Here is a 24078-nt window from a genome sequence, read left to right as displayed (position 1 = left end):
ACTTTTGGAGCACAAAATTAAGTCTTAAGATATGAATAAAATAGAACATATAGGGATAGCGGTTAAAAGCTTGGAGAATTCTAATGAGTTGTTTTCGAAGCTTTTTGGTGAACCACACTATAAGGTTGAAGAGGTGGCTAGTGAAGGGGTGAATACTTCCTTTTTTAAAGTAGGGGAAAATAAAATTGAACTGCTTGAAGCTACAAAGCCAGACAGTCCCATTGCTAAGTTTATAGAGAAGAAAGGGGAGGGCATTCATCATATCGCTTTTGATGTTGATGATATTGAAGCAGAAATTTCTCGACTAAAAAATGAGGGCTTTACAGTGCTTAACGAAACACCTAAAAAAGGGGCAGACAATAAGTTAGTGGCATTTTTGCATCCTAAATCGACCAATGGTGTTTTAATTGAATTGTGTCAAGAAATAAAGTAATGGCAAAAAGCCTTGCAACATATCAAAAATATTGGTAATATTGCACTCCAATTTTGAGGTCCTATAGCTCAGTTGGTTAGAGCACCTGACTCATAATCAGGTGGTCCCTGGTTCGAGCCCAGGTGGGACCACTAATTACGTTTTAAAAGCCTTGTAAACCATGTGTTTGCAAGGCTTTTTTATTTCCAGGGGACGAATGAGGGGACGATAATAGTTGTTTATATTTAAAAAGAGTAATTTTTATTTTTTTGGTTTTTTATTCTCATTTTTAACATTGTTAAATGTGTTTAAATGGATTTTCAAAGTTTACTTAAGATTGATTTCAGGAATATTGAATTTTATAGAATAAGAACCATTCTTTTATTTGTCATTTTTTCTTCAATAATATTCCAGTTCGTTAACCCTTTTTTGAAGGATGTTTTTAATACTAATATTTATGGGGTTTTGATTTGGTTTGCTTTTGAAGTAGTCCTTATTATATATTGGAAATTTAAAAGAGAGCGGTTCCCTAAAACGGACTGTATAAGGCAAAATATTATTATTGCAATAGAGGCAGAGGATGATGAACAAGAAAGAAGAATAAAGAATGATTTTGCCAAGGGGATTAAAAAGCAATTAGAAAAATACAATCTCGACCAAGCTTATGAGGTGATTGTATTAAATAATCATCTTTCTTTAAAAGTAAAGAAAAAAATCAGCCATTTTAAAGGGAGTAAAGAATTTAATGAAAAAGAAGAATATGACTCTTTTATTCAGTTTTCTAATAAGCTAAATGCCTCTTTTTATGTTTTTGGGGATTTAGCAAAGAGGAAGTCAAAAGGATTAGTAAATTACTTTCTTGATATTGAAGCATTGATTTTACATTCCAAACTCTCACTTAATATGGAGAAAAAGTTTAGAATGGAGTTTTCAGAATTATGGAAAAGAGAGATTACTTTTTTAGAGGAAGACGAATTAAACGGTTTTAAGGACAATTCGGAGCATATATTTTTCACAGCAACTTACATGATTGGCTTGGCTACTTTTGCATCAAATGATTTTGAGAAATCTATTAAAATTTGGGATGCTCTAAACGATTATATCAGAGGACATTCAGATATAAGTAGCTATCACGAAAAAGTAAATCAACTAAAAAAATTCTCATTAATATTAGCTGCAAATTATTGTTATTTCAATGGGGAAATAGAAAAGTCAGTTAGTTATAGGAAGAAGTATTTGGAAATATCTCCTAATGCTTACAATGAGCAGTTGACAGAATCTATAAATTGTGTTATGCAAAATAAATTAGAATTGGCTCTTAAGCATATTGAAAAGGCAAGTGAGTTGGTTGAAGATGATGGAGATGGTACATGGAGATATAATAAGCTTTACGTGTTAATAAGTTTAAAGAAGAGTAGGGAAGCTATTGATACACTAAATTCGATTTTAAGTAATAGTTATGCAGGAGAGAAAGTAACAGTTGACCAAGTTATTCAATTCAATAGAACTATGCTTAGTCTAAAATCGGAGCATATACAATCGCATTTTATTTTGGGTGTTTTTCTTTTTAAAAAGGAAAATAATGCTGTTTTAGCTTATGGAGAGCTTGAGAGTTTCATTAGTTTTACTGATGAAAGTGGTTCTTGGGGATTGTTACATGCTCTGGCAAAGGAGTATATTAAAGAAATTGAATCAATCATTGGAGTTGAATCTTGATTTTGGTAAAAAAAACAGACTTTTTAAATAGTTAACTATGAGGAATCCTAAATGGCACAGAGATGAAATTATTTTAGCTTTAGACTTGTATTTTAAAATTGAGCCGGGTCAAATTCATTCTAATAATCTTAAAATAATTGAGTTGTCAGAAGTTCTAAATAAAATGCCGATTCACAGTAATAGACCTATTAGAAATAAGTTTCGTAATCCTAATGGCGTTGGTTTGAAATTGAGTAATTTCTTGGCAATCGACCCTGACTATAAGGGGAGAGGGATGAAGTCTTATAGTAAACTCGATTTTTTGCTGTTTAATGAGTTTGTAAATAATAGAGAGGGTTTAAATAGGATAGCAAATTTAATTAGGTCTTCTGTTTTAAATCAGGAATTATGTGTTGAGCTTTATGGGATTGAAAACGATGGTGAGGAGGTTGTTGTAAAAGAGGGTGAAGTGGTTTTTAAATTGCATAAATTAAGAGAGAGAAACTCTAAAATATCTAAAATGAAAAAGGAGGGATATTTTAGAGAAAATGGAAAGCTGGATTGTGAAGTGTGTTCATTTGATTTCTTTAACAGGTATGGGGAAATTGGAAAAGGGTTTATCGAATGTCACCACCGTAAACCCCTCTCTGAATTGGAACCTGATTCTGATACTAAGTTGTCAGACTTAGCTCTTGTTTGTTCAAATTGTCATCGCATGTTACATAGGCAAATTAGTACTTTGAGCATTGAAGAATTAAAAAAATCAATCATAAAATAGACATGTCAGGTCTTCAATTGAATTACAACTTCTAATTCCATAAGCTTCAAAAATTAATGCTTTGTGTTTTTCCAATAGTATATGGTCGGGAATCCTGAGTAATTCGTAAACATTAAACTGATTGGAAAATAAGAATTGTAATACTTGACCGTTATTCTCCCTGATGGAAACAAAGGAAAGTTTTTCTCCAATAGAAATTTTAAAATATTCATTTGTTGTTGGTAGAGAAGTTTCTAAGTCCTTACAGTTTTGAATGATTTTTTTTCTATCAAAAACAGTATAAAGCTCGTCTGCCAATTTATGGTCAATTAGAAAATTATGGTAGGAATTTGAGGTTTTACTAGATTTCGTTTTTCTCATAATGTTAGTTTTGAATTGCTGAATTTTTTTTGTCAAGTCTATTGTATAGTTTTAAAGTGGTTCGGTTTAAGTCAATCATTTTAATGTTTAGGAATGGACGATTGTTATCTTTTACCTCAAACTCTTTCAAGACTGCATCTAGGCGCTTGAATTGGTCTGTAAACTCTGATGTAGTGTAAAAGTCTGTGTAAAGCTGGGAAACTCTCTTAGAGCAGTTCCAAACTTGGCATCTGAACTTTGCGTTGTTTTTGGTTACGTACTTAGTAACGTAGGATGCAATAGACCTAATGTTATTTGAGTTTAATTGTTTTACGTCAAAAGCAGAAGAGGGTTTGAAATTTTCGTTACGTGGTTTTATGCCGTTTTTGATTTGTAAATCAATCCAATAATTCCACCACTTTTCAATTTTCCAATATTTATTGGTTATCATATGGAAATGTACATTTCCCTTGAATTCATCGTTTTTGGTTTGTCTTTCGGCAACCCAGACGTACTGGAAATCCTCACTTCTCTTTTTAGCATTGTCAACAAATTTTCTCAATAGATTAACTGCTTCTTCATCGTTTACCTTGTTTAAAAAAGTAAGTGTAACGAAGCTTAATCTTTTATAGCATCTAGCAAAACAGGTAATCTTTTTGCGAATCTTTTGCTTTGACCGCCTAGACAAGGAGCGTTCCTTTCGTACCTTGTCTTTACATTCCTTTTTTTTTGCTTTTGATTTTTTCGATGGCTCTTGCTTTTTTCTGTCTAATGCAGACCCTGTGAATTCTCTGCTTGGAATTTTACCATACATTCTAGTAGAAAAAGCTACGCTTGTGCCATATGTGTTTTTAACAATCATAATCTGAATCGTTGCACATTAATAAATACCATTAAAAGGTTATTATTAAAGGTCTTTAGGTTTTTAAAGGTTAAAAAAAAGAAACTATTGAATGAAAGGAGGGATAAAGTCGCTCTTACGGAACTGTTTCATAAAAGTTCCCTCTCTTCTGTTGTAAACGTTCATATATTCCCAAGTGGGATGATTCTTTTTTAGGAATAAGGAGAACCCGTTTAGTTTATGGACGTAAGCCCACTTTTTAGGTTTAGGAGAGTCTTCAAAAAAGACGATAACCGAGTAGTCGTTTTTCTTTTTTAGCATGGCAACCTCCTTTCTTTGTTTAGGGTTTGTATCTGTTTTAATGATTCTAAGATTTCGTACTCTTTGTAAAGTACTCTAGAGCCAATCCTGTGAGCTTTAATTATTCCTGTTTTTGTCCAGTCGTGTAGTGTTGGAAGTGATACACAAAGTAGTTTTGCTGTATCTTTTCGAGAGAGGAGGGTGTATTCCTTTTTTTGAGTTGTTGGAGTTTGAACCCCTTTTAGTTTTTGTTCTAGAACTTCTTCGATAACTTTTTTAATATCGGAGAGTTCAATAGTGTGTAACATGAATTTTGCCATAATTAACTTTATTTAATTGTTTAACTATGGTGCAAATGAAGCTTTTTAAAAAATGCACTTTTCCAAAAGTGCTCTTTTTCGACCCTTTTTAGCGCTTTTTAGCGCTTTTTAGGGTTTTTGAAGTATTGGTTAATAAGTTAAGGAAGGTGAATTAATACGTTATCTAAAAAAACTATGATTCAATAATTGGTCTGCGTTTTCTTCTTGGGTTATCCTTATGTACTGCATAAAAGAACGTTCTGTTTTGTGTCCCGTTATTTTCATTATTGCAATTGGAGGGACATTAGCTAAATAGGTGTTTGTAGCAAAGCTTCTTCTAGCTGTATGAGTTGAAACAAGTTTGTATTTTGGTAAAGTAGTTCTCTCAATTTCACCGGCTCTTGATATTGTTGTTTCGACTTCTTCTTTAATTCCAGCAAGAGAGGCAATTTCCTTTAGGTATTTGTTCATCGTTTGATTAACATAAGATTTAGGAAGTCGATTGTTGTATTTGTCCAATGTAGCCTTAACAGTTTTGTGCATTGGAATTGTTACTCTTTGCCCAGTTTTTTGAGTTCTAACTTGAATTATAGACTTTTGGTTGTTGATGTTAGAAGGGTTTATTTGGGTAAAGTCGGAAAACCTTAAGCCAGTGTAGCAACCTATTAAGAACAAGTCTCTAACCCTCTCTAATCTAGGGATTGCAGATAAATCGAGTTTTTCAATTTTTTTAAGTTCTTCAATGCTTAAATAAATAGAGTCCGATTCTTCTCTAATTGTTTTGAACTTTTTCTTTTTGAATTCAAGGTTGTTATTTATTCCACGATCCGTTGCTTCGTTAAGGAATGTTTTGATTGTTTTTATGTGCTTACCAACTGTATTTGCTGATAGGTTGTTTTCGTTCGATAAGTAATGCGTATAGTTATTGTAAAACTCCAAGTCTATTGTGTCAAAATCAATTCTATTTCTTGATGAGTATTCTTTAAGATATTTGAATGTGGTGTTGTAAACTTTTATTGTCCCTAGTTTCTTGTTGAGTTTACTTTCTTCAATGAACTTTTCCACGAACCCTAAGAAATTAGTTTTATTAGGTTTTACAATAGAGTCTGAAATTTCATCCTCTAAAGCTTCTTTTAAATTGGTGTTGTTCGGTTGAATGCCATCATTCAATAATTTCCTGAATGCTGTATTTATGCCATATTCAATTTTATCAAGTCGAGAGTTGAATTCAGGGTATTCAGGAAACTGTTTCGATTTTTTTGCTCGCTGTTCATTTCCGTTCCAAAACTTTGGGTTGATTTTCTCCCTTGTGGAATATTTAAACCTTTTGTATTGGTAATTATAAACTAGGTAAACCAATGTTTCTTCTTTAGAATTTGGCTCTTTTAATATGAACTTGGCTTTAGACATTTTGAAAGAATTTATTAATGAATAATGGAATCAGTTGCTTTTCCATTTTTGACTGAATAGGTTTTAATTAATTTTCCGGATTCGTCAAATTGCTTCATTGTTCCTTGAATTAAATCGTCTTTAAATGTCATTGCATATTGCAATTGACCATTTTCGAAATATGTTTTTCCATTACCTTCTTTGGAGGCTTGTTTGACAAAATAGTGCTGAGATAGATTTCCATTCTCATAATATATTTTGACTTCCCCATCAGCAATTTCATTTTTAGTGTCAAAAGTTTCCTTGAGAGCTCCACTTTCATAGAAACTTATAATATTGCCAGAGGATTTAAGGGTAGTAGTATCTAGGTTAGAGATTCTAATGTCTTTTAGTTTTCCTGACTCATAATAAAATTTAGCTGTGTCTATAGGTTTGTCATTCCAATAATATAATTCGGACCTTAATCTGCCATTGAGGTGATATGTTGTTGTCTTTCCATTGAACATATCATTTTTCATAAAGTCAATTTCTTTAATTTGTCCGCTTTTGTAATAATGAGTGTTTTTCCCATTAAAATTCCCCATAGTTATTTGCATAGCGACTTTTAAATTTCCATTTTCCCAATAATCTTCTTGAATCCCATTAATTGTATCATTTTTGAATTCTATAATGTTTTCTAAAGTTTTGCCATTTTCCCTATAATACTTCCATATTCCTTGTTGCATACCATTTTCAATTAAGCCTTCGCATGAAAGATTTCCGTAGTTAGAGTGGTACTCTTTATGGTAGCCATTTTCGAAAGTCTCTTTGAATATGGTGTCATTTTTATATCTGGTGATGTAGGTTAGTCGACCTGTTTTGTCAAAGTATTTGATTATTCTATTGGGAAAGGTGTCTAAAACTTCTAGTTCAGAGTGTCGACTTCCATTGGGGAAAAAATAAGTGGAATGTGACTTGGGAAGAACAAGTTTTAAGTTAGGATTTATTTTTCTCCATTCTCCTTGCTTACCATCCTCTTTATAAAAAACATAGTTTTCATTTCGGTATCTTTTATTTGAAATGTCATCTTTACAAGAAGAAAAGCATATTGCTAAAATTAATAGGTAAATTGGTTTCAATTAGTACGGTTTAAAGTAATACCGTAAATATATAAAAGATATCTAGGGGACGAATCAGGGGACGAATAATTTTAATTTCATTTAATCTTTAGCATTTTAGCTTAACTTTGAGTCTGCTTTAAAATAACGGTTAATCTCAGTAATATCAATAAAATAGAGTAAAATACAGTTAGATGTATTGGAGTCCAGGTGGGACCACAAATTTTAAAAGCCTAGTTATTTTTAACTGGGCTTTTCGTTTTATATGCCCTAATGGTTAACATTAGGTTAAAACTAACTGTAATATTACAGTTTTGTGGTGTAGGTTAGTGGTAAAGTTGTACTTTTGCAGTCCTTTTTTCAAAAGAGTTGGTTTTTTAAAAAGGAGTAAGGTTAGTTATAAGCCGGCAACTAGGTTGCCGGCTTATTTTTTTGTGAAGCCTTTATTTAAAGTGCATTCAAATAAAACCTGTATTATTTGTGAAGTTTTAACTGTATGCGTCTACGCTCCAAATCTACTTCTAGAACTTTTACGATAACTTGTTGATGTAGGTGTACATGCTCGCTTACATCAGATACATAACTGTCGGAAAGATTTGAAATGTGAATTAATCCACTTTCTTTGATTCCTATATCCACAAAACATCCAAAATTGGTAATGTTGTTTACAATACCGGGAAGCAGTTGTCCTGCTTGTACATCGTTTATGGTTTTAATGTTTTGGTTAAAGGTAAATACCTTGGCTTGTTCCCTTATATCCAATCCTGGTTTTTCAAGTTCCTTTACAATGTCTTCTAGTGTAGGTAGTCCAACTGTATCGCTACAATAGTTTTTTAGCTCAATACTGTTTAGAAGTGTTTTGTTGCCAATAAGTTCTGCTATGCTTTTGTTTTCATCCTTAGCAATCTGTTCAACCAAATGATAGCTCTCTGGGTGAACTGCCGAGTCGTCCAATGGATTTTCAGCGCCTTTTATTCTAAGGAAGCCTGCTGCTTGTTCATAGGCTTTACCACCTAATCTTGGTACGTTTTTAATGGCAGCTCTAGACTGGAAAGCGCCATTTTCATTACGGTAGATTACAATGTTTTCGGCCAGTTTTTCTCCAATTCCAGAAACGTATTGTAGCAATGACTTACTTGCAGTATTAACGTTTACGCCAACGGCATTTACGCAGCTTTCTACAACAGTATCCAGGCTGGTTTTAAGTTTGCCTTGATCAACATCGTGTTGGTATTGTCCAACGCCAATAGACTTAGGGTCAATTTTGACCAATTCGGCTAGGGGGTCGGCTAAACGGCGTCCAATAGATACAGCGCCCCGTACCGTAACATCGTAATTAGGGAATTCCTCTCTGGCAATTTTGGAGGCCGAGTAAATTGAAGCTCCAGCCTCGCTAACAACAAATACTTGAATGTCGTTTTTAAAACGGATGCGCCTTACCAACTGTTCGGTTTCCCTTGAAGCTGTACCATTTCCAATGGCAATGGCTTCTATGTTGTAAGCTTCTGTTAATGTGCTAATTTTTTTAATAGCACCCTTTGAGTCGTTTTTTGGAGCATGAGGATAGATAGTTTCGTTGTGTTCCAAATCGCCTTGTGCATTTAAGCAAACTATTTTACAGCCCGTTCGATATCCTGGGTCGATGGCCAAAATGCGTTTTTCTCCCAATGGTGACCCTAACAACAATTGTTTTAGGTTTTTTGCAAACACGTTAATTGCCAATTCGTCGGCTTTGGCTTTGGCGTTTTGCATGGCCTCATTCGAAAGTGAAGGCAATAGCAAGCGTTTGTAGGCATCGCTTATAGCTAATTCTATCTGTTTTGAGCAAGCATTGTTGGATCTGATTAAACGACTCTCTATTTTATCCAAAGCACGATCGTCGTCAATTTCAATTTTCACACGGATTATACCTTCTTGTTCTGCTCTTAGGATAGCCAGTAATCTATGGGAAGGACAGCGGTTTAATGGTTCGTTCCATTCGAAGTAATCACGATATTTCTGTGAAGCTTCCTCGTCTTTTTTTGTTTTAACGACTTTGGTTGAAATGATAGCAAAACGTTCTAGTTGATATCGGATTTGGTTACGGATATCAGTTCGTTCGTTGATCCATTCAGCAATAATATGGCGAGCACCTTCCAAAGCATCTTTTTCTGAAGCAACAACATCTGAGGTATAACGAGTAGCTACAGATTCAACATCATTGCTCTTTTGGCTCATTATAATTTTAGCCAAAGGCTCAAGTCCATTTTGTCTGGCCGTTTCTGCTTTGGTTTTGCGCTTCTTTTTATAGGGTAGGTAAAGGTCCTCTAATTCAATTTCGTCCCAACAGGCTTCAATTTTGTCTTTCAGTTCAGTGGTTAGAGCTTCCTGTTCTTCAATAGACTTTAAGATGCTATCTTTTCGCTTTTGAATGCTCTCAAATTGATCTTTATATTTTACGATGTCACCAATCTGCACTTCATCTAGATTTCCTGTTCTTTCCTTTCGGTAACGAGCAATAAATGGGATGGTAGAGGCTTCTTCCAAAAGTGTGATGGTGTTTTTTACACTTTGTTCTGGAAGTTTGGCTTTGGAGCAGACATATTGTAGAAGTTGAAACATGGTTATTGATTTTTAAAGAGCGTTTAAAGAATATTCTCTGTTTTTCAAATCGATTTTTCCATAATAGAGTTTGTTGTTGTGGAAAAACAAATTTTCAGCTGTGAAATATTTTATCCCTTTCTTATGGGAAAGCAGGTTTTCATATATGGTAGATTTGGAAGTGAGTCTAATTGGCTCAAAGTTTTTGTCTAAGGATAAGTTAAAGTATGTAGAAACAGTGTTGTTGTATGAGTAAAAAGAAGTGGTGGTAGGGTTAAAAGAAATAATAGGTGCTTGTTCGTTGTAATCTCCCATAAAAGCTGTTTGTGCCAATCCTCCATTTGCCTGCTTAAATCTATATGAACCACCTATTGTAAAATGATAAATATCACCTAAAGTAAGACAAGAAATAGCATTGTTTCCATATGAAACTTTCTTTAAAAATTTCTCTGAGTCTTTAAGTTCACGTTGACTATGAAATAAACTTAAATCTGGATCTGAGATAATATACGGAGAGCTTTTATCTTCTATTTCTTTTATGGAGCTGTATTTGAAATTTTTTAGGGTATTTCCTTGTAGATCTTTAACGTTTACTTCCATTTTTTCTTTTGAACTTGCTATTTGAAAAAGTGCGGTATCAGTAAGGAAAGAATTGAATTTTTCAAAAGATTCAGATTCCTGTTTTGGGTATTCTATTAAAAAGGTGTTAGTTGATGATTTTTCTAAGTTGATTTCAATAACCAGCGTTGAAGAGTCTACTTCTTCAAATGTTAAATATATCTTTTCATTAATACTGTAAATTTTATTGGGCATTGAAGCTATTTCGATAGGCGTAGGTGTCCTGTTGTCTATTTTATATATGTTGGACTTCATGGTGTCCATCCCTTTATAGCTTCTAAAGAATAAACTCGATTCAAGAAGGTTTCTCAGTAATTTAATGTTTTTGTCTTGACCTAGTTCAAATGTTTTTATTGGGGCGATTTCCAACGATGAGTCAAGTGTTGATATGGTTAAATTATTCTTTTCATCTGCACTAAGAATATAAGGAATGTTTTTTATGGTGACTGTTTCCAAGTATAGGTCCTCATAAAATTTATGTTCAAGTTCTTTAGTGTTGACTTTTTTAGATTTAAAATCCACCGTAAAAACAGCAAACTTTGTTTTAATAGTATTTGAATACAGCAAATGGTAAACGTCGCCATCAACCTTATACCCCAATAAGGTGGAGTATTTCTTTTTTATTTGGTTCGTTTGGAAATAGTGCTTTTCAGAAAAATCACCGTTGAATAAATAGGCAAACAAATCTTTGTTTTCTACTATCAGAATCACCAAGTCGTTATTGGATTGATTGCTAAGTGTGAGGGATGATTTAGTGAGGGCTCTGGAAAATTTATCGTTTTTGAAAGTTAGAGCAGCTGGGGATTGTCCATAAAAACTAATGGTGCTTACAACTGCAAGCACCATAGATATTAATTTTATTTTCATTTAATCTTATTTCTAAAATTAACTAATCTGCAATCCGTTGGCAACATTGGCCGTGTCAGGGTTTACAAAAGTTAGTTTGCCTTCTTCGGTTTCGGTCATTAAAATCATGCCTTCGCTTTCTATACCTCTAAGTTTTCGTGGAGCGAGATTTACTAAAACAGTAACCTTTTTGCCGATAACTTCTTCAGGTGAAAAATGCTCTGCAATGCCAGAGACAATGGTGCGCTGGTCAATACCGGTATCTACTTTTAATACCAATAATTTTTTTGCTTTTGGCATTTTTTCGGCTTCCAAAATGGTTCCTACGCGAATATCCAGTTTAGTGAAGTCTTCAAAAGTAATGGTGTCTTTTTGTGGTTCTACTGTTTTGTTGGCTGCTTCATTAGCTTTTTTAGTAGCTTCCAATTTATCCAGTTGAACTTGAATCTCTTGGTCTTCTATTTTGTTGAATAACAATTCTGCTTTCCCAATTTGATGTCCGGCACTTAAAAGCGCTTTAGTGTCTGAAACACTATCCCAACTTTTTGAATCTAGATTCAAAATATTCTTTAGTTTTTCAGAGGTAAACGGAAGGAACGGTTCGCTTAATACAGCCAATCCAGCAGCAATCTGAAGTGCTACGTACATGATGGTCTGTACTCGAGCTTCATCTTCCTTAATAACTTTCCAAGGCTCTTCGTCCGCTAAATACTTGTTTCCTAATCTGGCAAGGTTCATTAACTCTTGACTGGCTTCTCTAAATCTATAGCGCTCTATTGAGCTGGCGATGACCGCTGGATAAGCTCCAAGTGCTGCCAATGTTTCCTCGTCGATTGCTGTCAATTCGTTAGGTTGAGGAATTACGCCGTTGTAATATTTATTGGTCAATACAACTACTCGGTTAATGAAGTTTCCGAAAATAGCTACCAACTCATTGTTGTTTCTAGCTTGGAAATCCTTCCAGGTAAAATCGTTGTCCTTGGTTTCTGGAGCATTTGCCGTTAAGGTATAACGAAGCACATCTTGTTTATCTGGGAAATCCTTAAGGTACTCATGCAGCCAAACTGCCCAATTCTTTGACGTTGACAATTTATTGCCTTCAAGGTTTAAGAATTCGTTTGCAGGAACGTTGTCCGGAAGAATGTAGCTACCCTCAGCCTTAAGCATGCTCGGGAAAATAATACAGTGGAATACAATATTGTCCTTGCCAATAAAATGAACTAGTTTGGTATCCTTATCTTTCCAATAAGGCTCCCAGTCTTTTCCTTCTCTTTCAGCCCATTCTTTGGTGGATGAAATGTAACCGATTGGTGCATCGAACCAAACGTACAGAACCTTGCCTTCTGCTCCTTCAACAGGAACCGGGATTCCCCAGTCTAAATCGCGGGTTACAGCACGAGGTTTTAAGCCGTCATCAACCCAGGATTTCACCTGGCCATATACATTGGGTTTCCAGTCACCTTTATGACCTTCTAATACCCATTCTTTCATAAAACCTTCATACTGATCCAATGGGAGGAACCAGTGCTTGGTTTCTTTTAAAACAGGAATGCTTCCAGTTATGGTCGATTTCGGATTGATAAGGTCTGTTGCGTTCAGGGAACTTCCGCAGCTTTCACATTGATCGCCATAAGCTTCTTCGTTATGGCATTTTGGGCATGTGCCAATAACAAAACGATCTGCCAAAAACTGTTTGGCTTGGTCATCGTAAAGCTGCTCGGTAACTTCTTCTATAAATTTCCCATCTTCGTAAAGCTTTTTAAAGAATGCCGAAGCAGTGTCATGGTGCACTTGCGATGAGGTTCTCCCGTAATTATCAAAAGTAATTCCAAAATCTTCAAACGAATCTTTGATTATTTTATGGTATTTATCAATGATCTCCTGAGGTGTTACACCTTCTTTTTTAGCACGCATGGAAATGGCAACCCCGTGTTCGTCGCTTCCGCAAATGAAAGCCACATCGTTTCCGGTCGCTCTTAAATAACGTGAGTAAATATCGGCTGGCACATAAACTCCTGCTAAATGACCAATATGAATGGGACCATTTGTATAAGGAAGGGCAGCAGTAATGGTATAACGTTTAGGTTGATTCATTGATGTTTTATTGTTTTTAGATTGATGCTGTGGTTGTAATAATACAGCTTAATTTAGGCCAACAAAAGTACGGAAATTAATGTGCTTATTGAAAATATATAAAACTACAAATGCCGTGAAGTGTTGCAATGTAAGAAAATACTTTTTTGCTTGGTTAAATTATATATATTGCGGTTCAATTGTAAAACTATTTAATTTATTAAAAATGAAGAAAATTTTGCCCTTTACCCTAGCCTTGATGCTAAGTTTATTTATGTTTAATTGTGGTTCGGATGATGATAATTCTAATAGCGACAATAACGAGACTTCAACCAACTTTTTGAAAATTGGTGATGCAGAGTATGAATTGAAGGATGGAATAATAGAGTATTGGGGAGATTTAGGCTCGGGTGCTAAAAATTTTGACGTTACTTTAGTTGACAGTGAATTGACTAATTTTGAGGGAGAGCCATTCCCTGAGAACTCTGTTTTTACAGCGATATATTTTGAGTTGTTTACAAATAACTCTCAAGACTTAAGTTTGGGTGATTATAATTATGATGAAGATAGTATGGAGTCTTTTACATTTGATTTGGCAGACATTATGGTTGAATATGATATAGAGACTGATGAGGGAGACTTCTATGAAATTAATTCTGGAACATTCAAGGTAATGGATAATGGCAATGCTTATGAACTAGAATTCACTGGTGCAACTTTTGGTGGAACAGAGTTTTCAGGTTTTTATAAGGGAAATTTAATGAAAGTAGATTTTGATCAAGCTAGATTAAATGTTGCCTCTGGAGATAAGGAAAGAAGATTTTTCAATAAAAAATAATAATTTCAGATTGATTTAAAAGGAAGAGGTCTTTATAAGGCCTCTTTTTTGTTTGATGCCATTTACAAGAATTCTATTTAAAAACCGTTACATTTACAAAAAGCAGAGTATATGGTAAACTACAGTAGGGTTTTAATGTTGGTACTAGTAATAGCGTTTGTTGGAGCTATGCCGGTATTGGCACAAAAATCTACTAAGTTTAACTTTTCAAAATATCAACAATCCCTAATGCAGCCACCTTATTTAAAATCTGGAGATACTATTGCTATAGTAGCAACTTCTGGAGTCCTAAAAAACAGAGAAGACGCCATTGAAAAAGCAAAAGCGTTAATGGAAAGTTGGGGGCTTCATGTGGTTATGTCAAAACATCTCTATCATGATAATGGCCACTTTGCAGGTACTGATGCCAATCGAGCTGCTGACTTCCAAAAGGCTCTGGACGACCCAAAAATCAAGGCGATTTGGTGTGCCCGTGGTGGTTATGGGGCTGTGCGTATTTTGGACAAGATTGATTATAGTTCACTCAAGACCAATCCGAAATGGCTAATAGGGTTTTCTGACGTGACAGCACTCCACAATCAATTCAATATTTTAGGCGTGGAGTCAATCCATGGAATGATGTGTGTCAACTTGGAAGATCGAGGAAAGGCAGTTGAAAAAAGCATTGAATCGTTTCGCAAAGTATTGTTTGGCGAGCCTCTGGTTTATACTGTAGACGGATCAAAATACAATAGAGTTGGTGTGGCTTCAGGTCAACTAGTTGGTGGTAACTTAACGGTGATGCATACCATGCTAGGATCAAAAACCAGTATTGATACCGGCGGAAAAATTCTTTTTATAGAGGAAATAGGGGAGTATGCGTATCATATTGATCGTATGTTTCAGAGTTTAAAAAGAGCAGGATATTTTGATGGTTGTAGAGGTTTGATTATTGGAGATATTAGCAATATAAGACCAAATACTACCGAGTTTGGGAGAACCATTGAAGAATTGATTCTTGATGTTGTTGCCGATTGCGATTTTCCTGTGATGTTCAATTTTCCTGCAGGTCACGAACCCGATAACCAGGCTTTAATACTTGGAAGAAATATCGTTTTGACTGTCGGAAAAGATAGATCTACAGTGGTTTTCGATCAATAATTTTAGCTTTATTCAATTATGGCAGAGCACAACGATCTTGGAAAAAAAGGTGAGCAAATGGCAGTTGATTTTTTAGTTGATAAGGGATATTCTATCTTGGAGAGAAACTATCGCTATCTTAAAGCTGAGATTGATATTATTATCCAAAAAGATGAGGTAGTTTGTGCCGTTGAGGTAAAAACCAGAAGCACTTCTGATTTTGGAAACCCGCAGGATTTTGTAAAGCCAAAGCAGATTAAGTTACTTGTTGAAGCTCTCAACCATTACATTTTGGAAAACGATTTGGATGTAGAAGGGAGGTTCGATATTATTGCGATTCTAAACAATAAAAAAGGCACCCAAATAGAACACCTAGAGGATGCCTTTTTTCATTTTTAATTCAACTTATCAAAGTATTCTTTAACGTCATCAACAGTTTCCGGTTTGTCAACAATCACTTTGTTTTTATCCAAAACAAAATAGGTTGGTGTTGCAGTTACACCATAAGTGTCTCCAATAGGATTGTCCCACTTTCCATCGCCGTAAATATGAATGAAATTAGGGTATTTAGTGATGGTTTTTTTCCATTGATTGGGCTCTTCTTCAAGGCCAACGGCAATTACTTGAAGCTTACTTTTGTCAAAACCATCTGTAAATTTATTCAACTGCGGAATTTCCTCAAGACAGTGAGAGCAGCTGCTGCTCCAAAACACGATCACATAATTGTTGGATGTGTTTAAGCTATATAAATCATCTCCTGATTCGTTTAATCTAAAGTTGGGTGCTTTTGAGTAAAGCGATGTGTTTTTATAGGAAGTTAATGTTTCAAGTAGTTCCGTATCATTCTCCTCTTTAGCTATAGGTATGAGGTATGCATCGGCAATATAATTGGCGACTTCAGGATTGTCCTGCCCGCTAAATTGACTCCATAGGGTTTCCAGGATAATCTGTTTAGTTTCTTCTTGGCTTCCCATGGCTGCAACAGATTTATCGATGTTTTCAATGTATTCCTTATTAGGGCTTGATCCATTAACGTAGCCAAAAATATAGTTTACTGCAGACTCCATTAAAAATCCAGAGTTCTGTAATGCCGGATTATCAAAATCGATATTGCTATAGTAATTATTCTTGCTGTTTTTGTAAAAGGTGTTGGCGTCTTCATAAGATTTAGGAATATATGATTTGCCCGCTTTTATGAAATTTAGGGCCAAGGTGCCTTCAGCTGCTTTTTCGTATTCGGTTTGAGTTTGATGTAGTAGAGTGGTTAATTTTTCGAAGTCCTCTTTGTTTTGTTCGGGTGTTTCATAAAACTTAACTAAGGCGTCGTTAACCATACCCATACTTTTTCGATATGATGATAGTAATTTGTTTTCGTGTGATTTTAAAAAAGTAACACCTTCGTCAAAACTAAAGTTAAGTTCTACATCTTCCCTGTTGTTTAGGATAACGTCAAAATGGTAGTCTTCTTGAGGAATAGCATATACTAAGCGGTAAACTCCATTGGTTGCAGTAGAATCAACATAAATATCAAAATGTCCGGTTTTATCAATTTGAGTATTCCCAACATATTCGAGTGTCGAGGGTAGTACTTTGTAAAGAATTACAAAGCTAAACTCCTCTGGAGGGGAAAATGTTCCGGAAATACTATGTTGACTAAATCCTAAAAAGGGAAGCAGTAAGAGACTGAATAAAAAGTGTTTTAACATAACTGAAGGATTGCTCCATCAAATGTAAGCAATAGCTATTACACTACAACGCCTTCAATTAAACATTGAGCAATTAGTTCAGCAGTATTGGTGCAGTTGTTTTTTTGCAGGATGTTTTTTCTGTGGGTTCGTACTGTGTGTGAAGATAGGTTTAGAATTTTTGCAATAGCATCGGTTGTTAGACCCTGTGCAAGGTGGCGAACAACATCTTTCTCGCGTTTGGTTAACTGCAATTCACCTGACAAATTTTCTTTAGATGAATGAAATTTTGTGCAAGTACCAGTATCCGATTTTATGTTATGGTAAGACGTCCCTCCATTAAGATTAATAAAAGAAATGTTATCCTGCATTGAAATGTTCAAGTGTGTAACATCGGTATGAACCCCTAGTACATGTTTTAAATTGTAATCCTCTGTCTGGCTTAAAATAGTATTTTGAATTAAGATTGTTCGTACTCCTTTAGTTGGATGTTTTAGTTGATAAGTGTAGAGCATTTTGTAATCTCTGATATTCTCAAGTCCTATTTTGTTACTCAAGAAATTTTTTATCGTTTCTTCCTTTTTTAAAAGAGATTGACGGTTTTCTTCTGTAACAGTTTGTAATAGCCGTTCCATAGTAACATCCTTAACCGCCAAACCGGTAACATCCTCTACACTGGGATGTAGATATTCCAGTTGCAGATTATGAAAGTTAATGATATAGAAATAGGAGTGGCCAGGCGTGAATAAACTTGAAAAGGTTTTGAATTGCTCTATAGCTTGATAAGGAGTAAATGTTTTTACGTGATCCGAATATTGTTTTTTCCAAAGATTGAGAACTTGGGCAATATCTTGGCTCATAGATACAGTTATTGGGTTAGCTTTTAAAATTATAAAAAAATAACAAGAGAAATACCACTTTTTTGGTATTTGAGTGTATAAGAAAACATTTGTATTTCATTTTTGAAAATGAGCTAAGCTTTATAATTACATACAAGCTATGCAAGATAGATTAGGAATATGTCGCTAGTTTTAGTTATACAGTAAAACGGCTTTACCTATCTGGGTAAAGCCGTTTTTGTTATTTTTCTACAAGGGGTTTAATTGCCTTAAGGCCTTGATTAACCGATTTAATATTGTCGAATGTCAAGAGTAAGCGCAAACCATTGCGTGTTTGCTTTTCCTTCATTTTACAAACTTGTGGATTGGTTTGGATAAATCGTAAAATCTGTCCAAATTTTGGGCTCTGATAAAAAGCACTTTGTTGGTCGCTAATAAAATAGCCTACCATTTTGTTGTGTTTCATAACCAGTTTTTCCAAGCCTAATTTCGCGGCAATCCATTTTATGCGAACACTGTCCAATAAATCCTGAACCTGTATAGGAAGTTCTCCAAAACGGTCTTTAATCTCGGCTTCAAATTTTGCAAGCTCTTCTTCTGTTTTTAATTCGTTGAGTTTAGTATATAGATTAAGACGTTCACTAATGTTATTAACATAATCATCTGGGTAAAGAAGCTCAAAATCGGTGTCTATTGTAATGTCTTTTACGTATTCTTTTTCCTTGCCTTCGTCTTGGTACAAATCCTTGAACTCATTTTCCTTTAGTTCTTCAATAGCTTCATTTAATATTTTCTGATAAGTATCGAAACCGATATCTCCAATAAACCCACTTTGCTCTCCTCCTAAAAGGTCACCCGCTCCGCGTATTTCCAAGTCCTTCATGGCGATATTGAACCCACTGCCCAATTCTGTAAACTGTTCTAATGCAGTAATACGTTTTCTTGCATCGTTAGTCATGGCGGAATATTCGGGAGTGATAAAGTAGCAGAATGCTTTTTTATTGCTTCTTCCAACACGACCTCTCATTTGGTGAAGATCACTTAAGCCAAAGTTATTGGCGTTATTAATGAAAATGGTATTGGCATTAGGGACATCTAAACCACTTTCAATAATAGTTGTGCTCACCAAAACATCAAACTCTCCGTTCATAAAAGAGAGCATAAGCTGTTCCAGTTTTTTACCGTCCATTTGCCCGTGACCTATGCCTATTTTGGCATCAGGAACCAAGCGTTGGATCATGCCGGCAACCTCCTTGATGTTTTCAATTCGGTTGTGGATGAAGAATACCTGTCCACCACGTTGAATTTCATAGCTTACAGCATCTCTAATGGTTTCCTCGTTAAAGCGAATAACATGGCTTTCTATTGGGTAGCGGTTTGGTGGCGGTGTGGTGATCACTGATAAATCCCTCGCAGCCATCAGACTGAACTGTAACGTTCTCGGGATAGGTGTAGCTGTAAGTGTTAAAACATCTACATTTTCCTTTAGTGTCTTTAGCTTGTCTTTTACTGCTACCCCGAATTTTTGTTCTTCATCAACAATTAAAAGTCCCAAATCTTTAAACTTAACGCTCTTGTTTACCAATTGATGAGTGCCTATTATAATATCTACGCTGCCACTTTCCAATTGCTCTAACGTTTCACGTTTTTGTTTGGTGCTTCTAAATCGGTTCACATAATCCACACGAACAGGGAAATCCTTTAATCGTTCGCTAAAGGTTTTGTAATGTTGAAAAGCCAAAATAGTTGTAGGCACTAAAACGGCAACCTGCTTACCGTTGTCTACTGCTTTAAATGCAGCTCTGATAGCGACTTCGGTTTTTCCGAATCCAACATCACCACATACCAAACGGTCCATGGGGCGTTCACTTTCCATGTCGGCTTTTATGTCAGCAGTAGCGGTACTTTGGTCTGGAGTGTCCTCGTAAAGGAAAGACGCTTCCAGTTCCAATTGCATATAACTGTCGGGATTGTATTGATAGCCTGTTTCGGTTCTGCGCTTCGCATAAAGTTGAATAAGGTTAAAAGCGATTTCCTTAACCCGGCTTTTAGTCTTTTGCTTAAGTGTTTTCCATGCTTTGCTCCCCAGTTTGTAAACTTTGGGAGGTTTGCCGTCCTTACCGTTGAATTTCGAGATTTTATGGAGGGAGTGAATGCTAAGATATAATATATCACGTTCACCATAAATCAGTTTTATGGCTTCCTGCTTTTTGCCTTCAACATCTATTTTTTGGAGCCCACCAAATTTTCCAATTCCATGGTCTATATGAGTAACATAATCGCCAATTTCTAAATTGGTAAGTTCCTTTAGTGTAATTGACTGTTTTTTTGCATAGCCATTTTTAAGATGGAACTTATGGTAGCGATCAAAGATTTGATGATCTGTATAACATACAATTTTTTGGTCGTGGTCTACAAAGCCTTGATATAGTGACTGTACAATGGTTTTGTAGTGAACCTCTTCGTCTACATCTTCAAAAATATCGTGAAAGCGCTTAGCTTGTTGTTCACTCACACATGCGATATAATTGCTGTAGCCTTTATCGTGATTATCGTTAAGGTTTTTAATCAGCAGGTCGAACTTTTTATTGAAAGCTGGTTGAGGTGCTGTATTATAGATGATTTCATGAGATCCTCCATTGCTGAAAAAAGATGCATTTCCTAATTCAATAAGTGTAAAGTCTAGAAGTTGTTTTTTGAGCAGTTCAGAATTACAAAATAATTCTTTGGGGGAAGCGTGCTTGATATCTTCCGATAGCGTTTTAAATGCCTCCGTTGCTTTATCAAAAAGGCTATCAATTCTTGAAAACATTAAATCTACTTGCTTGGCAAAAACCACTGTTTTTGCTGCAATGTATTTTAGGAAACTCTCCCGAGTTTCTTCAAGGAATTTGTTTTCAACATTAGGGATAATATTGATTTTTTTTACCTGGTCGGTAGAAAGCTGGGTTTCTACATCAAAAGTCCTAATACTGTCCACTTCATCTCCAAAAAACTCAATGCGATAAGGTTGGTCGTGCGAGAACGAAAATACATCAACAATTCCTCCTCTTACAGAAAACTCACCCGGTTCGGTAACAAAATCAACCCGTTTAAATTTATATTCAAAAAGAACTTCATTAACAAAGTCTATACTGAGTTCATTATTTACAGCAATCTTGAGTGTGTTGCGCTCAAGTTCCTTTCTCGTAACCACTTTTTCGAAAAGGGCGTCTGGATAAGTCACTATTACCGCTGGTTTTTTTCGCGAATTAATACGGTTTAGTACTTCGGCACGAAGCAAGACATTGGCGTTGTCGGTTTCCTCAATTTGATAAGGACGCCGATAGCTTCCAGGGTAGAACAATACGTTCTTTTCACTGAGCAGTTGTTCTAGGTCGTTAAGGTAGTAAGCAGCTTCTTCCTTATCGTTAAAGATAAGAAGGAAAGGCTTGTCTGCTTCTTTAAAAGTTTCGGCAATAACAAAAGAAAGTGAGGAGCCTACAAGTCCCTTCAAATGGGCTTTACTTTGGCTTTCGGCAATAGCTCGCTGCAGATTTTGCGTTTGCAAAGCCTGAGAATATGCTTGCGAGAGAATGGTTTTACTCAAGACACTGTATTTTATGCAAATATATTCACTTATTATGAATTTATTAAACTCAATATAATGGTGAGAACCAGAAGTTCACTGAGTCGTAAATTTGATTCTATTTGTGGTTTTAAGGTGTCTTACAAAAAGCTAAAATTTTAATTTTAAAAGGCTTGAAGTTTAGTTATATTTGCAGGACTTTTAAACAAAATACAGTATGTCAATTTCAGATTTATTTGATAGCGGATTTAAAAAGCGCAACGAAGACCACTTTGCGGCTATTGTTAGAGTTGCTATGAGCGATGGGTTTATTTCGGAAGAAGAGCGTTTGTTTTTAGACCGACTAGCTAGAAATTTAGATATTAGCGAAGAAGACTATAAACTTATCCTTAAGAACTATCAGAAGCACCCAATTAACCCTCCAACAACTTATAACAATCGTTTGGAGCGTCTTTACGATTTAGCACGTATGGTTTATGTGGATCATATTAGAGGAGCAGAAGAAGAAGCTTTGATAAGAAAGATTGGTATTGGTTTAGGATTTACTCCAAGCAACGTAAAGTATGTTGTGGATAAGGCTTTAACTTTAGTGAGTGAAGGTGTGGATATCGATACCTTTATGGACGAAATAAAAAATATGAACAGATAATAATCTGATTTATATAAAAATGAAAAGCGGGCTTTAGCCCGCTTTTTTATTGTTAATGGTAAGTCTTGGCTGTTTAAAAATTGAATGAAACGCCACCAGTAAATACAAATTGGTTATGTAGCTCTTCTGCAGGACTTAGGTTTCCGGTATCATAGTAGGCAATAGGGAAGGATATTTCGGAATACAGACCAAAGCCTTCCGTGAAGAAGTACCTTACTCCCGTGTGTCCCCCAAAGTTTTTAAAGCTCAAATTTAATCCAGGATAAATATCCATTGCAGGCGGGAGTCCGATAACATCGCCAAGGTGTGCATTAAACCTCCCTTTTACATCAATGCGGTCAATAAAGTCTGCATCGATATAATCTTCTACATTAAGTAAATAAGAGGATGCCAGTCCTAATGAGATGTTTGATCCCAATCCATAATCGTAAGTGGCATTAATACCCGTACCATTCTCTTGAACGTTTATGCCTACCTGGAATTTTTGATCTCCTTTTGCTTTAAAAGCTTGAGCAAAGGAAGAAGAGCCAGCCATAACGGCTGTAATGAAAAATAGAGTTTTCAGTTTCATAGTTTTATAGCATGATAGATTTGAAGGACGAAAATTACAAATTTTGAATGTGTTTTTGAGTCTTTAAAATTGCTTTTTGGTTTTTCCAATCAATCCAAGGTTGTCCCCTTAGTTTGCGCATCATATTGTCGAAGTGGCGCATTATAAATATGTTGTAAAATGCCCGTCCAAGATTCTTAGGGTGTTGGGGCAATCCTCTGAGACTCATGGAAAAACCTGGTGAGATATACTTCATATAGTGCCAATAACCTTCTGGCATATATAGCATATCACCATGGTTTAAATGGGTTGCAAATCCTTTTGCGTGTTCTAGAGCAGGCCATTTGTTTAGATCCGGGTTGGAAAAATCGATGTCCTCTCGTGTAATCAGCGAATGAGGGACCTTATAAAGATATTTGCTTTGAGATTGATCGAACAGAATACATTGTTTTTTTCCTTCGAAGTGGAAATGGAAGATGTTTGCCAGGTCTATATCGTAATGCATAAAAGTATACGAGTTCTCTCCGCCAAAGAACAGCATCGGTAATGTTTTTAGGAGTCGTAGGCCAAAATCTGGATAACTAAAATCCTGTTGTAAATCGGGGATTTCCTTTAGAATATTCCATAAAAAGATTCGGTATCTGGTAGGTTCTGATTTTAGAAGATCAATATAATCGCCCATGTTCATTGTGGTATGGGGTTCGTTAAAGCCATCTTTAAAGTTTACAGGGCGGTCATCATATAGTGGAACAGTTTTATCGCCTGCAATGGATTTAATGTAGTCTAAGCTCCATTTGGAATAAGCGGGCCAGTCTGTGATGGCATCTTCAATTACTACGGGCTTTTGTGACTTATAGTAGTTGTTAATAAAGTCTTGTTTGCTTATGGACTTTACTCTTGGAATCTCTTGAAGTTGTAAGGTCACAATTTCTAGTTTAGTGAACTAAAGTTAAGAAAAGGTTACCAAGTTTGAAACAGGTATGATTGAAGGTGTCAAAAAAATGGTTGTTGGGCGATTTGGGATAGGGACAAAATGACCAGATGATATAACATTCCATCTAGATAATATAACAGTCTGTCAAGAACTTTATTTAAGGTTTAGTTCTTTTTTTAGATATTGCAGGATATTTAAAGTTTAAGAAAACAATTTATGATCCCAAAATCTTTAATCATTTTCGAAGGGCCTATGCTTTTCATTGTTGGAACGCTAATAATTGCTTTGTTTTTTTACAGTTTATATACCGTTTTTAAGTATGAAGATAAGGCTATCTTCAAATTTTTGTGGACGATATTTATTTTGTTTATTCCTGTCGTAGGTTCAGCAGTTTACATGTTTAAAAATATTGTAGAAAATAACATCAAGAATAAATTCCTTTACCCTTTTCTGCCTATGGTACTACTAACCTTATATGGTATCTATACATTTAAAGAGCATATTTCTTATTATGGGACTTCACAAGCCTGGAAGTTTTATTTTTCTTTAATAGGGATGATTTTGTTTATTGGACTTACTGTGTTTTTCGCAGTTTCAAACTTAATTACTTCCAAAAAGGAGAGCTAATA

General features: G+C 35.2%; 22 protein-coding genes, 1 tRNA gene and 1 pseudogene. 10 read left to right on the top strand and 14 right to left on the bottom strand.

Annotated elements, in window-relative coordinates:
- The first annotated feature begins 31 nt into the window (after positions 1–31).
- The 4 genes from mce to PWU04_RS02480 all read left to right on the top strand — a co-directional run bounded on the left by mce (position 32) and on the right by PWU04_RS02480 (position 2885).
- A complete protein-coding gene (gene mce, locus PWU04_RS02495) occupies positions 32–433 on the top strand; it encodes a methylmalonyl-CoA epimerase (RefSeq protein ID WP_274474218.1) in 402 nt (133 codons plus the stop codon).
- Positions 434–490: 57 nt separating this feature from the next.
- Positions 491–564: transfer RNA gene (locus tag PWU04_RS02490), tRNA-Ile, on the top strand.
- Positions 565–724: 160 nt separating this feature from the next.
- Positions 725–2128, top strand: a complete 1404-nt coding sequence (locus PWU04_RS02485; RefSeq protein ID WP_274474217.1) for a tetratricopeptide repeat protein — start codon at positions 725–727, stop codon at positions 2126–2128.
- 37 nt (positions 2129–2165) lie between these two features.
- Positions 2166–2885: an HNH endonuclease gene (locus PWU04_RS02480; RefSeq protein WP_274474216.1), complete on the top strand. Its 720-nt coding sequence runs from the start codon at positions 2166–2168 to the stop codon at positions 2883–2885.
- On the opposite strand, the gene PWU04_RS02475 is transcribed toward PWU04_RS02480, so the two are convergent.
- The 9 genes from PWU04_RS02475 to metG all read right to left on the bottom strand — a co-directional run bounded on the left by PWU04_RS02475 (position 2871) and on the right by metG (position 13288).
- Positions 2871–3245: a hypothetical protein gene (locus PWU04_RS02475; protein ID WP_274474215.1), complete on the bottom strand. Its 375-nt coding sequence runs from the start codon at positions 3243–3245 to the stop codon at positions 2871–2873. The two genes, PWU04_RS02480 and PWU04_RS02475, sit on opposite strands and share 15 nt — an antisense overlap.
- 4 nt (positions 3246–3249) lie before the next feature.
- Positions 3250–4086 carry a rolling circle replication-associated protein gene (locus PWU04_RS02470; protein WP_274474214.1) on the bottom strand — a complete coding sequence of 279 codons (837 nt, stop codon included), beginning with the start codon at positions 4084–4086 and terminating at the stop codon, positions 3250–3252.
- Positions 4087–4170: 84 nt separating this feature from the next.
- Complete coding sequence (locus PWU04_RS02465; RefSeq protein ID WP_274474213.1) at positions 4171–4386, bottom strand: hypothetical protein; 216 nt, start codon at positions 4384–4386, stop codon at positions 4171–4173.
- Positions 4380–4685 (bottom strand): helix-turn-helix domain-containing protein, encoded by a 306-nt coding sequence (locus PWU04_RS02460; protein ID WP_274474212.1) that lies wholly within the window; start codon positions 4683–4685, stop codon positions 4380–4382. The genes PWU04_RS02465 and PWU04_RS02460 overlap by 7 nt, the downstream gene beginning before the upstream one ends.
- Before the next feature lie 159 nt (positions 4686–4844).
- Positions 4845–6074: a site-specific integrase gene (locus PWU04_RS02455; RefSeq protein WP_274474211.1), complete on the bottom strand. Its 1230-nt coding sequence runs from the start codon at positions 6072–6074 to the stop codon at positions 4845–4847.
- 14 nt (positions 6075–6088) lie between these two features.
- On the bottom strand, positions 6089–7171 hold the full coding sequence (locus PWU04_RS02450) for a toxin-antitoxin system YwqK family antitoxin (protein ID WP_274474210.1): 1083 nt from the start codon (positions 7169–7171) through the stop codon (positions 6089–6091).
- Between the two features lie 453 nt (positions 7172–7624).
- Complete coding sequence (locus PWU04_RS02445) at positions 7625–9751, bottom strand: Tex family protein (RefSeq protein ID WP_274474209.1); 2127 nt, start codon at positions 9749–9751, stop codon at positions 7625–7627.
- A 12-nt stretch (positions 9752–9763) separates the two neighbouring features.
- A complete protein-coding gene (locus tag PWU04_RS02440; RefSeq protein WP_274474208.1) occupies positions 9764–11215 on the bottom strand; it encodes a hypothetical protein in 1452 nt (483 codons plus the stop codon).
- An 18-nt stretch (positions 11216–11233) separates the two neighbouring features.
- Positions 11234–13288 (bottom strand): methionine--tRNA ligase, encoded by a 2055-nt coding sequence (gene metG, locus PWU04_RS02435; RefSeq protein ID WP_406600932.1) that lies wholly within the window; start codon positions 13286–13288, stop codon positions 11234–11236.
- 205 nt (positions 13289–13493) lie between these two features.
- Between metG and PWU04_RS02430 the strand changes: the two genes are divergently transcribed.
- The 3 genes from PWU04_RS02430 to PWU04_RS02420 all read left to right on the top strand — a co-directional run bounded on the left by PWU04_RS02430 (position 13494) and on the right by PWU04_RS02420 (position 15623).
- Positions 13494–14105: a hypothetical protein gene (locus PWU04_RS02430; protein ID WP_274474207.1), complete on the top strand. Its 612-nt coding sequence runs from the start codon at positions 13494–13496 to the stop codon at positions 14103–14105.
- 111 nt (positions 14106–14216) lie between these two features.
- Entirely contained in the window at positions 14217–15245 is a 1029-nt protein-coding gene (locus tag PWU04_RS02425; RefSeq protein WP_319946473.1) for a S66 peptidase family protein, read from the top strand.
- A gap of 18 nt (positions 15246–15263) precedes the next feature.
- The gene (locus PWU04_RS02420) at positions 15264–15623 is read left to right on the top strand and encodes a YraN family protein (RefSeq protein ID WP_274474206.1); all 360 of its coding nucleotides are present in this window, start codon (positions 15264–15266) and stop codon (positions 15621–15623) included.
- Here the strand turns inward: PWU04_RS02420 and PWU04_RS02415 are convergent.
- From PWU04_RS02415 to mfd, 3 genes are all read right to left on the bottom strand, one after another.
- A complete protein-coding gene (locus tag PWU04_RS02415; RefSeq protein ID WP_274474205.1) occupies positions 15620–16930 on the bottom strand; it encodes a TlpA family protein disulfide reductase in 1311 nt (436 codons plus the stop codon). The two genes, PWU04_RS02420 and PWU04_RS02415, sit on opposite strands and share 4 nt — an antisense overlap.
- 38 nt (positions 16931–16968) lie before the next feature.
- Complete coding sequence (locus PWU04_RS02410) at positions 16969–17769, bottom strand: helix-turn-helix transcriptional regulator (protein WP_274474204.1); 801 nt, start codon at positions 17767–17769, stop codon at positions 16969–16971.
- Between the two features lie 220 nt (positions 17770–17989).
- Entirely contained in the window at positions 17990–21337 is a 3348-nt protein-coding gene (gene mfd / locus PWU04_RS02405; RefSeq protein WP_274474203.1) for a transcription-repair coupling factor, read from the bottom strand.
- Between the two features lie 196 nt (positions 21338–21533).
- Between mfd and PWU04_RS02400 the strand changes: the two genes are divergently transcribed.
- Entirely contained in the window at positions 21534–21965 is a 432-nt protein-coding gene (locus PWU04_RS02400) for a TerB family tellurite resistance protein (protein ID WP_274474202.1), read from the top strand.
- Between the two features lie 73 nt (positions 21966–22038).
- Here PWU04_RS02400 and PWU04_RS02395 read toward each other — a convergent pair whose 3' ends face one another.
- Together PWU04_RS02395 and PWU04_RS02390 are read right to left on the bottom strand one after the other, a co-directional pair.
- Entirely contained in the window at positions 22039–22536 is a 498-nt protein-coding gene (locus PWU04_RS02395) for a DUF6646 family protein (RefSeq protein ID WP_274474201.1), read from the bottom strand.
- A 34-nt stretch (positions 22537–22570) separates the two neighbouring features.
- Positions 22571–23440 carry a cupin-like domain-containing protein gene (locus PWU04_RS02390; RefSeq protein ID WP_274474200.1) on the bottom strand — a complete coding sequence of 290 codons (870 nt, stop codon included), beginning with the start codon at positions 23438–23440 and terminating at the stop codon, positions 22571–22573.
- A gap of 225 nt (positions 23441–23665) precedes the next feature.
- On the opposite strand from PWU04_RS02390, the pseudogene PWU04_RS13305 reads away from it, so the two are divergent.
- Both PWU04_RS13305 and PWU04_RS02385 read left to right on the top strand, forming a co-directional pair.
- Positions 23666–23839, top strand: a pseudogene (locus PWU04_RS13305) (PLDc N-terminal domain-containing protein); the annotation flags it as partial.
- Between the two features lie 66 nt (positions 23840–23905).
- Positions 23906–24076 carry a hypothetical protein gene (locus PWU04_RS02385; RefSeq protein ID WP_274474199.1) on the top strand — a complete coding sequence of 57 codons (171 nt, stop codon included), beginning with the start codon at positions 23906–23908 and terminating at the stop codon, positions 24074–24076.
- Positions 24077–24078 lie beyond the last annotated feature (2 nt).

This window comes from Mangrovimonas aestuarii (assembly GCF_028767185.1).
Classification (GTDB): domain Bacteria; phylum Bacteroidota; class Bacteroidia; order Flavobacteriales; family Flavobacteriaceae; genus Mangrovimonas_B; species Mangrovimonas_B aestuarii.
This window is presented reverse-complemented; position numbering and strand designations above follow the sequence as displayed.

Bases quoted from the DNA above. Each gene is read 5' to 3' on its own strand.
- mce (WP_274474218.1), top strand. From the start codon at position 32: ATGAATAAAATAGAACATATAGGGATAGCGGTTAAAAGCTTGGAGAAT.
- PWU04_RS02485 (WP_274474217.1), top strand. From the start codon at position 725: ATGGATTTTCAAAGTTTACTTAAGATTGATTTCAGGAATATTGAATTT.
- PWU04_RS02480 (WP_274474216.1), top strand. From the start codon at position 2,166: ATGAGGAATCCTAAATGGCACAGAGATGAAATTATTTTAGCTTTAGAC.
- PWU04_RS02475 (WP_274474215.1), bottom strand. From the start codon at position 3,245: ATGAGAAAAACGAAATCTAGTAAAACCTCAAATTCCTACCATAATTTT.
- PWU04_RS02470 (WP_274474214.1), bottom strand. From the start codon at position 4,086: ATGATTGTTAAAAACACATATGGCACAAGCGTAGCTTTTTCTACTAGA.
- PWU04_RS02465 (WP_274474213.1), bottom strand. From the start codon at position 4,386: ATGCTAAAAAAGAAAAACGACTACTCGGTTATCGTCTTTTTTGAAGAC.
- PWU04_RS02460 (WP_274474212.1), bottom strand. From the start codon at position 4,685: ATGGCAAAATTCATGTTACACACTATTGAACTCTCCGATATTAAAAAA.
- PWU04_RS02455 (WP_274474211.1), bottom strand. From the start codon at position 6,074: ATGTCTAAAGCCAAGTTCATATTAAAAGAGCCAAATTCTAAAGAAGAA.
- PWU04_RS02445 (WP_274474209.1), bottom strand. From the start codon at position 9,751: ATGTTTCAACTTCTACAATATGTCTGCTCCAAAGCCAAACTTCCAGAA.
- PWU04_RS02440 (WP_274474208.1), bottom strand. From the start codon at position 11,215: ATGAAAATAAAATTAATATCTATGGTGCTTGCAGTTGTAAGCACCATT.
- metG (WP_406600932.1), bottom strand. From the start codon at position 13,288: ATGAATCAACCTAAACGTTATACCATTACTGCTGCCCTTCCTTATACA.
- PWU04_RS02430 (WP_274474207.1), top strand. From the start codon at position 13,494: ATGAAGAAAATTTTGCCCTTTACCCTAGCCTTGATGCTAAGTTTATTT.
- PWU04_RS02425 (WP_319946473.1), top strand. From the start codon at position 14,217: ATGGTAAACTACAGTAGGGTTTTAATGTTGGTACTAGTAATAGCGTTT.
- PWU04_RS02420 (WP_274474206.1), top strand. From the start codon at position 15,264: ATGGCAGAGCACAACGATCTTGGAAAAAAAGGTGAGCAAATGGCAGTT.
- PWU04_RS02415 (WP_274474205.1), bottom strand. From the start codon at position 16,930: ATGTTAAAACACTTTTTATTCAGTCTCTTACTGCTTCCCTTTTTAGGA.
- PWU04_RS02410 (WP_274474204.1), bottom strand. From the start codon at position 17,769: ATGAGCCAAGATATTGCCCAAGTTCTCAATCTTTGGAAAAAACAATAT.
- PWU04_RS02400 (WP_274474202.1), top strand. From the start codon at position 21,534: ATGTCAATTTCAGATTTATTTGATAGCGGATTTAAAAAGCGCAACGAA.
- PWU04_RS02395 (WP_274474201.1), bottom strand. From the start codon at position 22,536: ATGAAACTGAAAACTCTATTTTTCATTACAGCCGTTATGGCTGGCTCT.
- PWU04_RS02385 (WP_274474199.1), top strand. From the start codon at position 23,906: ATGGTACTACTAACCTTATATGGTATCTATACATTTAAAGAGCATATT.